Here is a 15332-nt window from a genome sequence, read left to right on the forward strand (position 1 = left end):
CCTCTCTTCTTGAAGAGAGGGAATGAGGGAGAGTTAACCGAAAGTTTACATTACTTACATCACTGTTTGTTATTCCTGGGAATCATGAATGTTTTTTGCGCCTTGTAGGCAGGGAAAATCTTATTCGTTAAGGGCTAAAGCCCTGAGCTTTTGGCGGTTGACTAACCCCGGCATTAATGCCGGGGTTAAGCATAATGCTACTACACCAGGGCTTTAGCCCTTAAAATTTAAAGAAAAAACCAGCCGGGCAAGCATTAAACTAAAGTTTACGAGCCAAATTCTTCCAGGCCGGCGTTTATACAAAAGTTTACGCTTCAAAAACTTTCCGGCCAGCGTTTAAAAGTAAGTTTAAAGGCTAAAAACTTGCTGCGCAAGGTTTAGACTAAAGTTTAAGGCGTGAAATCTTGCCGGGCGGCATTTAAACAAACTTTTAAGCCGGAAATGGTTTTTGCTGTAAACTTTTAATCAGAGTAGTAATTCACAAAAAAAAGTCCATGATTCAAAAACCATGGACTTTCTTATATCGTTGAAATGACTTATTTATTCTGCCTTTTTTGGTAGAAATACTACATCTACAACATCAGCATCGGAGTAAAATGTTTTAGCAAATTTCTGAATTTGTGCTGTTGTTAATCCATCCAGAATTGCATCGAAGTTTTCTTCAGCATCAGGATTAAATCCATGGTAGTATTTGTTATAAAGCGCATTCATCCAGTAGCCATTATGCTCTTTGGCTTGTGCACGCTCTTTTTTCAGGTTCAGAATAACCTTGTCCAAGTCTTCCTGAGTAGGGCCTTCAGCAACGATCTTTTCTATTTCGCGGAAGATGATCGATTTCAGATGATCAGCTTTTTCAGGATCAGTATCAAAACTGATTTGCAAAGTTTTCCGCTCGTACGGGTATTGATTCGATGATGAACCAACACCAACACCATAAGTTCCGCCTTCTTTTTCACGTACTTCTTCGGTGTAACGCAATTGCAGGATAGCCTTTAAAACGTCCAGTTCAACATTGCTTACGGGTGAATAGCCTAACTCTTTACGGATAAGAATATAAACCGTTCCTTTTTCAGTTTGTAAGGGTACTTCAATTTTCTTCTCGGTGATGCCATCCGGCATTCTAACTTTGTGGTCAACCCACTTTTCTTCGCCCGGAAGATCTTTTAACGACCCAATGTATTTAACGGCCATTTCCTTTGCCACTTCTTCGTCGATGTTTCCAACGATAAAGAACGTAAAGTCGCCGACGTCTTTAAAACGGTCCTGGTACAGCTCTTCCATTTGAGCGAAAGTGATCTCGTCAAACATTGTTGCCGACATCAGTTTTGTACGCTCGTTATAACCGGTTGCGATTAACGACATCGAATCGCTCATAATCTTCTGCGGATTATTGGCCATGTTTTGCAAATAGGCAACGTAGCGGCTTTTTAACGCTTCGTAAGCTTCTTCATCAAAACGAGGATTATTGAATTGCAGGTAAAGCAACTGCATCATTGTTTCAAAATCCTTTGGAGTACTGCCGCCATTAAATCCTTCGGTAAGATCGCCCAGACTGGTTGCCACAGAAGCGGTTTTTCCGGTTAATACTTTGCGAAGAGCAATGGCGTCGAAATCGCCAACACCAAACGATCCGATGAACTGAGGAAGCATTGTGGCAGCCTGAAGATCGTCGGTCCCCAGCAATGAGTTTCCTCCCGGACTGTAAGCACGCAGTGATACTTCATCTTTTTCGTAGTCGGCATGTTTAAACACCACGGTGGCATTATTGCTCAGTTTCCATTCTACAGCGTCAAGGTCTTCCAGCTTTTTTGTTGAAACAACTTCAGCACCCGGTAATTCGCCTTCAACCAACGATGCGGCTTCAGCTGTATCTTCATACGGATCGATAGTCGAATTTTCAACCTCGGCCAAAATCGCAAAAGCTTCGTTCTGTGTAAGGTGTTTTACGTCGCTGTTTGGCCCCGTAATTACGATTACACGGTTTTTGTCAACGAACATATCAGTAGCCATTTTATTTACATCGGCCAGCGTGATGGTTTCCAGAATTGCCTGACCAAATTGCCAGTCGAATTCGGCGTCGGTAAGCGGTTCGCCTTCCAGAAAGTAGTTTTGAATGCCGCTTACATATTGATCGTTACTGATTTTGTCGCGTTGTTTGTAGGCACTTTCCATAGAGGTAAGCAGGTTTACTTTGGCACGGTTCAGTTCGCCCTCGGTAAATCCATGGCGAACGATACGTTGCGCTTCGGTGTAAATCGCTTTCAGTCCTTCATCTTCTTTATTGGGGTTGGCTGTGGCCGAAATAAATGCTGCATCGTAGCCTCTCACAAAACCTCCAACCTGAACACCTCCGGAAATAAAAGGAGGATTTCCTTTTTGAAGCAGCTCCGAAATTCGTTCGCCGCTCATTTGATTCAGAAGAGTGACAATATAATCTTCGCGCAGGTAACCAATGTTTTTGTCTTCGCGCGGAGTGGCTTTGTGTTTTATATAGATTGAAATACTTGAGTTTGTAGCTTCTTCGTCGGTTGCCAAAACAAACTTTGTTTCGTCGTGCTCCGGAATTTCAAATTGCGGGCGTGGTTGTGGATTTTCAACAGCCGGTATTTTCGAGAACAGCTCTTTAACTTTTGCTTCAACCTGGTCAACGTCGATATCGCCAACAATGGCAATCGCCTGCAAATCGGTACGGTACCAGTCGTGGTAAAAACTGCGTAAAGTTTCGGGCTCGAAATTTTTAATAATGTCGAGGTCGCCAATTACATCGCGTTCGGCCCATTTCGAACCTTCAAAAACCACCGGAAACCACTGGCTGCGCATTCTAAAACTTGCATTACGTCGTGTTCTCCACTCTTCGGAAATAACACCGCGTTCCAAATCAATTTCTTCTTCGGTTAGCAACAGGTAATTCGACCAGTCATTAAGTACCAAAAGGCACGAATCAATAAGTCCTTCGCGGGTAGCAGGTACATCGCTCAGGTTGTATACCGTTTCGTTAAAAGCGGTGTATGCGTTAATATTACGACCAAAAGCCACACCGTTTTTTTCGAGATAATCCAGAAAACCTTTTCCCGGATAGTGCTCGGTGCCGTTAAAGGCCATGTGTTCGAGAAAGTGCGCCAGACCGTTTTGGTTGTCGTTTTCAAGCAGGGCACCAACATTTTGTATCATATAAAAACTTACCCGTTCTTTCGGCTCTTCGTTATGACGAATAAAATAGGTCATTCCATTTTCAAGTTTCCCTGTTCTGATAGCAGGATCAACCGGAGCCTTCTGTTGTAGCATGTCTTGTGCTGACACAAAAATTGGGGCAATTACTAAAAATGCCAGCATCGATAAAACAAATTTTTTCATATTTTCTTTTTTGTAGTTCGCATTTGAACTGTGTTTGAATTTAAGTATTACTCTGTGAGTATAGTATTAACAAGTGAAATTACAGAAAGTATGAAAATAGTAATTTATTTTTTGCTCCTGTAATTTTAGAAGACAAGAAAAACCAATAATTTTAGATGACCAAAACAGCAAAATTGAGTATGAAATTGCTCTCAGCATTTAAATAGCAGCAAAATGGAAAACGAGAAACTTATATTTTGGAATGTTGACACACAGGTAGATTTTGTAGAACCCGATGGCAAATTATATGTAGAAGGGGCTGAAAAAATAAAACCAATGTGGCAAAGAATCACTGATTTTGCAAAGCAGAAAAATATACGGGTGGTAAACACGGCTGATTACCATTATCCGGAATCGGATGAACTTTCTGATGCCCCGGACTTTGTAAATACCTTCCCACGGCATTGTATGGCCAACACTCCGGGAGCGGAATACGTTGCCGAAACGCAACCTGAAAATGCAGTGGAGTTTGACTGGGATAAAGACTATGATGCTTTTGATGCGGTTAGATCAGCACGAAATACAGTTATCCGAAAAGATGCTTTTGATGTGTTTGCCGGAAATCCTTATACCGATAATATTCTTCAAATTCTGTCACCTGAAACCGTTGTGGTTTATGGTGTAACCACCAATGTTTGTGTAAACGATGCAGTTGTTGGCCTGTCGAAAAGGGTGAAGCGTGTTATCGTTTTAAAGGACGCGATAAAAGAATTGCCGAACATTCCTTTACCATTTGAGGCGTGGGAAAAACTGGGAGTTGAAATGATGACGTTTGAAGAGTTGGCGTCTCAGCTTTAAATTGTCATTTCGAAGGAGGAACGACTGAGAAATCTGTCGCATTCTTGATGGAAAAGATTTCTCACTTTGTTCGAAATGTCAATAAAAAAGCCGCATCAAAAAAATGAAGCGGCTTTTCCGGGCTGTGACTAATCACAGTTGTTATTTCTTGCAGTCTTTACAAGCGTTGTAAATACCGTCGAACATTTCTTTTACGTCAGAAGCGGCTACTGCCGAGAAGGCAACACGTAATACGTTACCAAGGGCAATTAAGCCAATTCCGTATTTTTTTATCAGCAACTGGCGAACTTCTTCTCCAACCAAACCTTCTGCCAACTGAACACACATAAAGTAGCCCGAGTTGTAAGGAATAGCTTCAAAACACTCCTTGTATTTTTCGTCGGTTAAAGCTTCTTTTACCGCATCGTAACGTTTTTGCATGATGTGGTATTTTGCTTCTTTTTGCTGTGCATAATCTTCACTCTCGAAAGCTGAAAGCAGTAACGATTGTGAGATATTGGCTGCATTCGAAATGTTTCCACGAATGGCACCTGCAGTTTTTGCTTCCAGCGCACCGTATAATTCAGCGTCGCCACCTTTAATTCCGTAAGTGATAAATCCAACACGGAAACCCCAAACGTAATCTTCTTTTGTAGCGCCATCAACTTTTACAGCCAACACATTTTCGTGTAACTGGCTCAATGGCGAGAAAATACTTTCGGTAGCAATTCCTTCTTCGTAAACCAGACCGAAGTAAGCATCGTCGGTAATGGTAACGATTTTGTTGCCCGCTTCAGCAGCTTTTTCTATGATGTCCACAATGGCATCCTGCTCTTCAACAGTTGGTGTATAACCTGATGGGTTATTCGGGAAATTCAGAATAACGATTTTTTTACCGATTCCGCCTTCGTTCAATTTGGCCTCAAAAGATTCAAGGTCAAAACCTCCATCTTTAAAAAGGTTGAATTTGCCCAGCGAACAACCGTAAGCATTGGTAAGGGTTAGATTATAGTTGCCCCAGAAAAGGTCAGGAACAATAATTTCATCCTGAGCATCGGCAAACATATAACCTGCCATGCTGATACCATGCGTAAGTGCATTGGTAACTACCGGCAAACTCAGTTCAACTCCATCGAGTGACGGGTTTTTCTCGTAGATCATGCTCTTCCATTTTGCCCTGATATCAGGACGACCAAAACTTGGAGCATAAGGAAATACCAGCGATGGATCCATATTGATCTTTGAAGCCACAGCTTCCAGTCGCATAGGTGTTCCGTCGTCCTCAATTGCGGCTCCAATGGTTGCATTAATCTTTGTTCCTTTAGCTTCAGCTGTTTGTCCCAGAATTCCTTTTTTAGGGAAGAAAATATTCTTGCCTCTTTCAGAAAGCAGTTCAAAAACGGGTGTGCTTTTTGCTTGAATTACGCTGTTAAGTTCAGCAGCCTGTGGATTCATAATCAATAATATTTGTCTGTTATAATTTTGGTGCAAGATAGGAAAACCCTTAATGAAAAGCGAAGTTTTTTTAACAAGTCAAATTCATTTTTGATAAATAGCTAACATATTGAAAGTACAGGCTTGAGGAATGTTTGGGATATGCCGAAAAAGTAGCTTCAATCTAAACCGACCGCACGGCTCCAACTACGATAAAAAAGCCAAGTAAAGCCACCAAACCGGCAAGTACCGTGAATAAACGATATTGTTTTTTATTCAGCCAGTCGAGTAACAAAGCTACCAGTGCCAATACTGCCGAACCAATAAAACTGAGGTATGCCGGCAAAAGCTGTGCTTCAATGGGTGCTTCATTAATAATTTCGTCGTTTAATTCTTCGTGCATTATCTCTTCGGGAGTTAAAAACTGTCCAGGTGCAAGGTAGTCGCCCAGAAAAACATATACAGAAAACAAGCCCAAAGCGATAAACGCTGCAAGGCCAACTAAACGGAACGCTTTTTTGTTTTCAACCCAACCGTAAATTATGCCAAACAGGGCGGCGAAAACGATCCACTGGGGAAAGGTGTAAAGAAATACTTCTGTCATTGATTATTAAATTACCGGAAACAAAGGTTAAAAATTTTCTTAAATGTAAAAAGCCTTTCGTACTTACAAGTTGTAAAACCTTATTTTCGCCTGAAATAATTGGAAAACAATGCAAAAATTAGAAATAGATCCGAAAGCCAAAGGTTTAATATTCGATTTAGACGGCACACTGGCCGATACCATGCCTGTGCATTTTGTTGCTTACCAGAAGATCCTTAAAAAGTATGGTATTGATTATTCAGCAAAAATGTTTTTGGCACTGGCAGGTGTTCCGGTGGTGGAAACCATTGTTAAAATTAACGAGGTTTATGGTTCTTCGCTCGATCCTGAGGAAGTGGGGAATGAAAAGGAGGCAGAATACGAGCGTATGATGCACAAAGTTAAACCAATTGATCCGGTAATTGACCTGGTGAAACAATACCACGGAAAGTTGCCAATTGCAGTTGGAACCGGAGGTTATACCCGTCTCTCCTGGAAGACGCTTGAGATTATTGGCTTAAAAGATTATATTGAAATACTGGTTTCTGCCAACGATGTACAAAACCCAAAACCGCACCCTGAGACTTTCTTACGATGTGCCGAACAGATGGGCGTAAAACCCGAAGACTGCCAGGTTTTTGAGGACGGAGAGCCGGGAATGAAAGCCGCGCATGCCGCCGGAATGATGGCCACACTGGTAACCGATTATTACGATGTTTTTAAAGCATAACATATCGGGATTAATCTGAAGTATTTAACCTTCAGCCGGATTAATTGTGTACAAAAAATCGGGAGAAAGAATATGCAGGTCGTTTTTTTACGACTAAATTTGGAGGGAATAATACTTAAAAAGTCGAATGGATTTTAACGTAGTATCAGATTATAAACCTACCGGAGATCAGCCCGAGGCAATAAAACAACTTGTTGAAGGGATAGAGAACGGAGAGCGTTTTCAAACCCTGCTTGGGGTAACCGGCTCGGGAAAGACCTTTACAATGGCTAACGTTATTAAAGAGGTGCAGCGCCCCACTTTGTTGCTGAGCCATAATAAAACGCTGGCCGCTCAGTTATACAGCGAGATGAAGCAGTTTTTCCCAAATAACGCCGTGGAGTATTTTGTTTCGTATTACGACTATTACCAACCCGAAGCATATTTGCCAACCACTGATACTTATATTGAAAAGGATCTTTCGATTAATGAGGACATTGAAAAATTACGATTGAGTGCAACTTCTGCTTTGCTATCGGGAAGACGCGATGTTGTGGTGGTTTCGTCGGTTTCGTGTTTGTACGGAATTGGAAACCCTGAGGATTTTCATGCCAATGTAACAAAGGTAAAAGTTGGCGACGAAGTTTCGCGAAATGCCTTGTTGTACAATTTTGTTGAAGCGTTGTACAGCCGGAGCGAAGTGGAATTTAAACGGGGAAATTTCAGGGTTAAAGGCGATACCGTTGATATTTTTCCGGCATATGCCGATGTGGCTTACCGCATAACTTTTTGGGGCGATGAAATTGAAGAACTGGCAAGTTTTGATCCTGAAGACGGGCTTACAATCGAAACGCTGGATGAGATTGTAATTTATCCGGCCAATATTTTTGTTACCACAAAAGACCGCATGAAATCGGCCATTCATCAAATTCAGGATGATTTGGTAAAGCAGGTCGAGTTTTTTAAAGAAATAGGAAAGCCATTGGAAGCAAAACGTATTTTAGAGCGTACCGAATACGACATGGAAATGATGCGTGAATTGGGGTATTGCCCGGGAGTGGAAAACTATTCGCGTTATTTCGACGGGCGTGCACCAGGAACCAGACCTTTCTGTTTGATGGATTATTTCCCCAATGATTTTCTGGTGGTAATTGACGAAAGCCACGTTACCATTCCGCAAATACGCGCCATGTATGGCGGCGATAATTCACGGAAAACAAACCTTGTGGAATACGGATTTCGTTTGCCCGCTGCCATTGATAACCGCCCGCTGAAATTTGAAGAATTTGAGCAGCTGGTCAATCAGGTGGTGTATGTAAGTGCTACGCCTGCCGACTATGAGCTGGCCAAATGCGAAGGTGTTGTGGTTGAGCAGATCATTCGTCCAACAGGTTTGCTGGATCCGATAATCGATGTGCGGCCAAGCACCAATCAGATTGATGATTTGCTGCACGAAATTCATCTTCGTATCGATAAAAACGAGCGTGTGCTGGTTACCACCCTTACCAAAAGGATGGCCGAGGAACTTTCGAAATACCTGGTGAATATGGGCGTTAAAACCCGCTATATTCACTCCGATGTGGATACCATGGAGCGCATTGAAATAATGGAGCAACTGCGAAAAGGAGAGTTTGATGTGCTGGTGGGAATTAACCTGCTGCGGGAAGGACTGGACTTGCCGGAAGTGTCGTTGGTTGCCATTTTGGATGCGGATAAGGAAGGCTTTTTACGCTCCGAAAGATCGCTGACACAGACCGCAGGACGTGCAGCGCGTAACCTGAACGGCATGGTAATTATGTATGCCGACAAGATTACTGCTTCCATGCAAAAGACTATCGACTCGACCAATTACCGCCGCGAAAAACAGTTGAAGTACAACGAAGAAAACAATATTGTTCCAAAAGCAATTGTAAAACCAACCCGCGAAATTATTGGTTACCAATACCGGAGCGACAAAACTCAGGAATACGAAGGCGGAATGGGACAGCCCGATATTGCTGCCGACCCTGTGGTGCAGTATATGAGTGTTGAAGGGCTGGAAAAAGCGGTTGAGAAAACCAAAAAGCAAATGCAGGCATCAGCTAAGGATCTTGATTTTATTGAAGCAGCCCGTTTGCGCGACGAGATGTTTGCTTTACAGGCCTTGATTCAGGAACGTAAGCAAGGGAAGAAGAAATAGACAGGTTTGGCTGACGGCGATATTGTGCGTTTAAGCTAATTTAACGCGACGAAAAAGTGATCCGAGGCCGCATAAATAGTCTGTTCTTTAAAAAAGTGTATTTTTGCCGCAAAATTGTGATAAATGGAGTTTTCATTTTCAAAATTGATAAGTGACGTTAAGCTGATCCTTGTAAATCCGAATGGATTTTGGGTGGAGCAAAAAGAAACGGCCGACAGTAAACAACTTTGGCTAACTTACCTGTTGCCAATAGCATTGGCTGGGGCAGTCGCGGTTTTTATTGGCGAGTTTTTTAAACGCACCGACTTTTTTATTCAGTTCCCCTTGTTAAAGGCAGCGCGCGAAATTTTACTTTTCGTTTTGCAATACTTTATCAGTGTGTTTTTTACCAAAGAGCTGATGAAGACTTTTGGAGGAGAAAAGAATATTGACCTGGCACGTAAGCTGGTTGTTTATTCCATGACACCGATGCTTTTGGTTTCGGTAATTACCGGTCTGTTCCCGTTTTTATACGTGGTTGATATTTTTGGAATTTACAGCTTTTACCTGTTTTGGATTGGAGCAAAAGAGTTGCTAACTTTCCCTGAAAATAAGGAACAGAGCTACATAATAATCACAATTGTGGTTAACTTCTTTATATTTAGTTTTTTAAGTGTTTTCTTGTCGAAAGTGCTACTGATTTTTTAATTTAATCACCGGAAATATGTCACATAAGCCACAACAAAATATTAGCATAAAGAACCGTAAAGCCTCGTTTAATTATGAGCTTATCGAGCGTTTTGTGGCCGGACTTAAGTTGGTTGGAACCGAGATTAAATCTATCCGCAACGGGAAAGTTAATCTCACCGATGCCTACTGTACGCTTATCCGGGGCGAAATGTATGTGATTAATCTGCATATTGCCGAATACGAGCTGGGTACCGTCAATAATCATATTGCCAAACGCGACAGAAAGTTATTGCTGAATAAAAAGGAAATTGAAAAGCTCGATAAAAAGGTAAAAGAATCGGGACTTACCATTGTTCCAACAAAGCTGTTTGTTAACGACCGGGGCCTGGCAAAACTGGAAATTGCACTGGCCCGTGGTAAAAAAACATACGATAAGCGCGAAACATTAAAAAGCAAAGATGCAAAACGCGATATCGACAGGGCAATGAAGTTTTAGCAGGCTCAAGGCAAAAGTAAAAAGTAGAAAGTTGAGCGTAGCGAAATCCCGGCCGTAGCGTCGGGAGCAAAAGTTGAGAAGAGCAGTTACAAGTATCCAGCTGCGAGCCGCTAGCTGCTAGTATCATCCAGGATCCAGTATCCAAACAATTTGTCAGTTTGTCTATCTTATATTCAGGAAGGTAAACCACAGAGATTCGCAAAGAAGTCACGGAGTTACACAGAGAATCGAGAATCCAGCTGCGAGACGCGAGCTACGAGTATCATCAAGTATCCGAAATCCAAGATCAAGCATCCAGCACACTGTACACTTTCAATTCAACAATTTATCAGTTTGTCAATCTTTTATTCAGAGAAGTAAACCACAGAGATTCGCAGAGAAATCACGGAGTTGCATTGAGAATCGAGAATCCAAGATCAAGTATTCAACTGCGAGCCACTAGCTACGAGTGTGTGAAATCAAGTATCGTTGACTATCCAGCATCCAGTATCCCTTCAATCCCTTCAATCCCTTCAATCCCTCAGTTACTCATTCCTAAACACTCTCCAAATTCTCAAAAGGAATAATCATATCGCCTTTGTATTTTAGCAGCAGGTTGGCAACGGCCATGGTGTCTTTTTCGCAGTATTTTACAATGCGGTCAATATCTTTTTCTTCCCAGTAAACTTTAGCAACCTGACTACCGTCGATGTCGTCTTTTGGTGTAGGAATATTAAAAAGCTCGCACAGCAGCGATAAAGAGGTGTAATGTTTATAGTCGCCAAATTTCCAGAGTTGTAGCGTGTCGATCAAAATATCTTTTACTTCCCAGGGTTTAGCACCGGCAATGTCCAGCACTTTCGGAAGCGTTAAATTATTTACCAAAGCTCTTCTTGAAATGTAGGGGAAATCGAATTCCTGGCCGTTGTGCGCACAAAGTCGGCGTTTACCGGCGCGTGCAAAACTATCCAGCGCATTAAAGAAATTCTGGATCAGCTTTTTCTCGTCCTCATCATAAAACGATTTCACACGAAAATAAGGTTCACCTTTTTTCTGAACAACGTAACCGGCCGAAATACAGGCAATTTTACCAAACTCGGCATAAATTCCGGCACGCTCGTATAACTCGTGCGGTAGTTTGCCATCGTTAATCTGGAACTGCATTTTGCGCTCCCAAAGTTGTTGCCATTTTTCGTTTAGCACGGTATATTCCGGTGCCAGCGGAACAGTCTCGATGTCGAGAAAAAGAATTTCTTCGATGTTTAAGTTTTTAAGCATCAGCTTTTGTTTAAAGTTTGCAGTATGTGGTTGGTTAAAATCTGGATGGCAATTTTGTTCTTGCCTCCCTGTGGTACAATAATATCGGCATAACGTTTTGTTGGTTCTATAAACTGAATATGACTTGGGCGAACCGTTTTTTTGTAGCGTTTAAGCACCTGTTCCACGTCTCTGCCGCGCTCTTGTATATCGCGTTGTATTACGCGTGCCAGCCGAACATCCGAGTCGCAGTCAACATATACTTTTATATCCATTAAGTCTCGCAACTCAGCATTTGTAAGACACAAAATTCCTTCAATTATCAACACTTGCTTGGGCTCAACAATATTTGTTTCTTCTTGTCGGGTGCAGCTGATAAATGAATACACCGGCTCTTCAATAGATAACCCTTGTTTTAGTTTTTTTACATGGTCAATCATTAAATCGAACTCAATGGAATCGGGGTGGTCGAAGTTTTTCTGCCGGCGTTCTTCCAGCGAAAGATCGCTGTTGTCGTAGTAATACGAGTCGTGCGAAAGTATTGCTACTTCGTTATCGCAGAACTTCTCGCTAATTTTTTTTACAACCGTGGTTTTTCCCGAACCGGTGCCGCCTGCAATGCCAATTACCAGCATATTGTCCAATTTATTTGTTAAATGATAATTGAAGATTAAAATTAAACGCTAAGAAAACACTATTTTCGCAGCCATAAAAGTACAAGTTACAAAAAATAGACAGCAATGATTAATCACGTCGTTCTTTTTAAATTGAAGGATTATCCGGCCGAAGAAAAAACGGAAGTAATTGCGGAACTAAAAGCAATGCTATTGGGTTTAAAAGATAAAATTGCCGAATTGAAGCATATTGAAGTTGGCGAAAATTACGAGTTAGACTCGAAAAGTTACGATTTGGCCTTGATTTCGCATTTCGAAAGTGTTGAAGATCTGGATGTATACCGTGTGCATCCCGAGCATTTAAAAGTGGTAAAACGCGTTGTGGAAACCACAGAGGCACGCGCTGCTGTTGACTTCAACTTTTAATTTAAATTTTAGTATTTAAAAGATAATCCGTACGAATTATGAGTAATCTGTATCCCATAAAATTCAACCCGATATTTCATGAAAAAATCTGGGGTGGAAACCGAATGAAAACCATCCTGAATAAAGATTTTGGCGACATGCCCAACTGTGGCGAAAGCTGGGAGCTCTCGGGTGTTGACGGAAACATTTCGGTGGTAAGCAATGGCTTTTTGGCCGGCAACGACCTGAATGAGTTGATTGAAATATACATGGGAGATTTGGTAGGCGACAAGGTTTATGAAAAGTTTGGAAACGAATTTCCGCTGCTCATTAAATTTATCGATGCGCAGGACGATCTGTCTATCCAGGTTCACCCCGATGATAAGCTGTCGAAAGAAAGACACAATGCCTTCGGAAAAACTGAAATGTGGTATGTGGCAGGAGCCGAAAAAGGAGCACTTATCAACTCCGGATTTAACCAGGTAGTTGATCGCGAAAAATACCTTGAATATTTTAATGCCGGTAAATTAACCGATTTGCTGCATTACGATGAGGCGAAGGTTGGCGATGTTTTCTTTATCCCTGCAGGTCGTGTTCATGCTATTGGCAAAGGCTGTTTGGTGGCCGAAATTCAGCAAACATCGGATGTTACTTACCGTATTTTCGATTACAACCGTAAAGACGACAAAGGAAACGAGCGCGAATTACATACTGATCTGGCATTGGATGCCATCGATTTTTCGTATTCGAGCCAGTATAAAACAGATTACAAAACCGAGAAGAACAAAGCGGTAGAAATTGTAAGCTGCCCGTATTTCACCACAAATATTATCGAATTTAATAAAGAGCAGGATAAAGATTACAACCAGCTCGATTCGTTTGTTATTTACATGACTATGGAAGGCGATTTTGAAATCGTTACGGAAGAAGGATCAGAAACAGTATCGATGGGAGAGACCGTTCTTTTGCCGGCCAGCCTTGAGTCGGTGCAACTGAAACCCAAAAGCGAATCAGTAAAAATCCTCGAGGTTTATATCAAATAGCAGAATATTTCTTACCTTAAGAAATCATTCTAAAAATGCACCTTTTATGGAGATAAAAGAAGCTCAGTTTGTGATGAGCAATACTGCAGTCGATAAATGTCCGGCACCCGATCGGCCGGAGTATGCTTTTATAGGTCGGTCGAATGTGGGCAAGTCATCGCTGATAAATATGCTTACGAATAAAAGATCGTTGGCAAAAATTTCGGGTAAACCCGGGAAAACGCGCCTGATCAATCATTTCCTTATCAACAAAGAATGGTACCTGGTTGATTTGCCCGGCTATGGCTATGCGCAAGTGCCGAAAGCCGAGCGGTTGAAATGGGAGAAAATGCTCAAAAATTATATCCTGAAACGTGAAAATTTGTATTGTCTGTTCGTGTTGATCGACTCGCGCCATGAGGCGCAAAAAGTTGATCTTGAATTTATGGAGTGGCTGGGCATTAGTGAAATTCCTTTCAATATAGTTTTTACCAAAACGGATAAACTGAAACCTAAGGAGCTGGAAAACAACTTAAAAGCTTACGAAGAAAAGATGTTTCAAATTTGGGAAACAATGCCCGGGTATTTTATTTCTTCGGCCGAAAAGGGAGTTGGAAAAGACGAAATTCTACGGATGATAGACGAGCTGAATAAAGCCCACTAGATTTTCGTAGAAGTGAACAAACTATATGAGCTAACAATTATTTAAGAAACACGTAAAGTTGTTAACTTTGCAAAATCTTTACTATTAAAGAAATCAAGATGGCGAAACGTAAAGTAATGCTGAATTTTACTTCTGAAATGTGGTTTAACCAACTCGCCATATCTACTCCAACACAATTTGTTGAAACAAAAAATCATTAAATAAATGGAGATGAAAACTCACCCACTGAAAATTTTTACCGGACGTGCAACCCGGCATTTAACTGAAAAAATTTGCGATAGTCTGGACGTTGATCTGGGACATTCGTCGTGCCCGGTTTTTGCCGACGGCGAATTTGAACCCTGTTACGAAGAGACGATTCGTGGCTCGCATATTTTTATCGTGCAGTCAACACCACCAACTGCCGATAACCTGTTGGAGCTGTTGTTAATGGTTGATGCCGCAAAACGTGCAAGCGCCTACAAAGTAATTGCAGTTATACCATATTTTGGTTATGCGCGTCAGGACCGTAAAGACAAACCAAGGGTTTCTATCGGAGCAAAACTGGTTGCCGACCTGCTTACCGTTTCCGGAATCGACAGGCTGATTACTATGGATTTGCATGCCGACCAGATTCAGGGATTTTTTGATGTACCGGTAGATCATTTATACGCATCAACGCTTTTTGTTCCGTTTATCGAAAAAATGGGACTGGATAATGTTGTTATCGCGTCGCCGGATGTGGGTGGTACAAAGCGTGCCAATACCTATGCAAAAATGTTAAACACCGGTATCGTTATTTGTCACAAAACACGTGCACGTCCTAACGAGGTGGGTAACATGACCGTTATTGGTGATGTTGAAAACAAAGATGTAATTATTGTTGACGACATGATTGACACTGCAGGAACAATTACCAAAGCTGCCAACCTGATGAAGAAAAAAGGTGCCAGAAGCGTTCGCGCTTTTGCAGCACACGGAGTATTGTCGGGACCGGCCCTGGAAAGAATTGAAAAATCGGAGTTGGAAGAAGTATATTTTACCGATTCGATTAAACCAAAAACAGGCTGTGATAAAATTAAATATATCACAACTGCCGAGGCTTTTGGTGAAGCCATTCGCAGAGTTTATAAAAATCAGTCAATAAGTTCGTTATATTATAAATAATTTCT

The 15332-nt window shown here is 41.6% G+C and carries 14 protein-coding genes; 9 read left to right on the plus strand and 5 right to left on the minus strand.

Annotated elements, in window-relative coordinates:
- Window positions 1–540: 540 nt before the first annotated feature.
- The gene (locus G4420_RS09345; RefSeq protein ID WP_163323378.1) at window positions 541–3354 is read right to left on the minus strand and encodes a M16 family metallopeptidase; all 2814 of its coding nucleotides are present in this window, start codon (window positions 3352–3354) and stop codon (window positions 541–543) included.
- 213 nt (window positions 3355–3567) lie between these two features.
- Between G4420_RS09345 and G4420_RS09350 the strand changes: the two genes are divergently transcribed.
- Window positions 3568–4191, plus strand: coding sequence for an isochorismatase family cysteine hydrolase (locus tag G4420_RS09350; RefSeq protein ID WP_163323379.1), 624 nt, complete (start codon window positions 3568–3570; stop codon window positions 4189–4191).
- A 141-nt stretch (window positions 4192–4332) separates the two neighbouring features.
- Here the strand turns inward: G4420_RS09350 and G4420_RS09355 are convergent, their stop codons facing one another.
- Both G4420_RS09355 and G4420_RS09360 read right to left on the minus strand, forming a co-directional pair.
- Window positions 4333–5625 (minus strand): aminotransferase class I/II-fold pyridoxal phosphate-dependent enzyme, encoded by a 1293-nt coding sequence (locus G4420_RS09355; protein WP_163323380.1) that lies wholly within the window; start codon window positions 5623–5625, stop codon window positions 4333–4335.
- 163 nt (window positions 5626–5788) lie between these two features.
- Entirely contained in the window at window positions 5789–6208 is a 420-nt protein-coding gene (locus G4420_RS09360) for a hypothetical protein (protein WP_163323381.1), read from the minus strand.
- Between the two features lie 109 nt (window positions 6209–6317).
- On the opposite strand from G4420_RS09360, the gene G4420_RS09365 reads away from it, so the two are divergent.
- The 4 genes from G4420_RS09365 to smpB all read left to right on the plus strand — a co-directional run bounded on the left by G4420_RS09365 (window position 6318) and on the right by smpB (window position 10240).
- Window positions 6318–6917, plus strand: a complete 600-nt coding sequence (locus G4420_RS09365; RefSeq protein ID WP_163323382.1) for an HAD family hydrolase — start codon at window positions 6318–6320, stop codon at window positions 6915–6917.
- 127 nt (window positions 6918–7044) lie between these two features.
- Complete coding sequence (gene uvrB / locus G4420_RS09370; protein WP_163323383.1) at window positions 7045–9075, plus strand: excinuclease ABC subunit UvrB; 2031 nt, start codon at window positions 7045–7047, stop codon at window positions 9073–9075.
- Window positions 9076–9198: 123 nt separating this feature from the next.
- Window positions 9199–9762 (plus strand): Yip1 family protein, encoded by a 564-nt coding sequence (locus G4420_RS09375; RefSeq protein WP_163323384.1) that lies wholly within the window; start codon window positions 9199–9201, stop codon window positions 9760–9762.
- Window positions 9763–9778: 16 nt separating this feature from the next.
- On the plus strand, window positions 9779–10240 hold the full coding sequence (gene smpB, locus G4420_RS09380; protein ID WP_045032706.1) for an SsrA-binding protein SmpB: 462 nt from the start codon (window positions 9779–9781) through the stop codon (window positions 10238–10240).
- Between the two features lie 534 nt (window positions 10241–10774).
- Here the strand turns inward: smpB and G4420_RS09385 are convergent.
- Window positions 10775–11497 carry a 3'-5' exonuclease gene (locus G4420_RS09385; protein WP_045032708.1) on the minus strand — a complete coding sequence of 241 codons (723 nt, stop codon included), beginning with the start codon at window positions 11495–11497 and terminating at the stop codon, window positions 10775–10777.
- The gene (udk, locus tag G4420_RS09390) at window positions 11497–12111 is read right to left on the minus strand and encodes a uridine kinase (RefSeq protein WP_163323385.1); all 615 of its coding nucleotides are present in this window, start codon (window positions 12109–12111) and stop codon (window positions 11497–11499) included. Before udk ends, G4420_RS09385 begins: the two co-directional genes overlap by 1 nt.
- A gap of 105 nt (window positions 12112–12216) precedes the next feature.
- On the opposite strand from udk, the gene G4420_RS09395 reads away from it, so the two are divergent.
- From G4420_RS09395 to G4420_RS09410, 4 genes are all read left to right on the plus strand, one after another.
- Complete coding sequence (locus G4420_RS09395) at window positions 12217–12516, plus strand: Dabb family protein (protein WP_163323386.1); 300 nt, start codon at window positions 12217–12219, stop codon at window positions 12514–12516.
- 38 nt (window positions 12517–12554) lie between these two features.
- The gene (locus tag G4420_RS09400; RefSeq protein ID WP_163323387.1) at window positions 12555–13538 is read left to right on the plus strand and encodes a type I phosphomannose isomerase catalytic subunit; all 984 of its coding nucleotides are present in this window, start codon (window positions 12555–12557) and stop codon (window positions 13536–13538) included.
- A 46-nt stretch (window positions 13539–13584) separates the two neighbouring features.
- Window positions 13585–14181, plus strand: a complete 597-nt coding sequence (gene yihA / locus G4420_RS09405; protein ID WP_163323388.1) for a ribosome biogenesis GTP-binding protein YihA/YsxC — start codon at window positions 13585–13587, stop codon at window positions 14179–14181.
- A gap of 210 nt (window positions 14182–14391) precedes the next feature.
- Window positions 14392–15327 carry a ribose-phosphate pyrophosphokinase gene (locus G4420_RS09410; protein WP_232302863.1) on the plus strand — a complete coding sequence of 312 codons (936 nt, stop codon included), beginning with the start codon at window positions 14392–14394 and terminating at the stop codon, window positions 15325–15327.
- The last annotated feature ends 5 nt before the right edge of the window (window positions 15328–15332 follow it).

The organism is Draconibacterium mangrovi (assembly GCF_010586825.1).
GTDB lineage: Bacteria > Bacteroidota > Bacteroidia > Bacteroidales > Prolixibacteraceae > Draconibacterium > Draconibacterium mangrovi.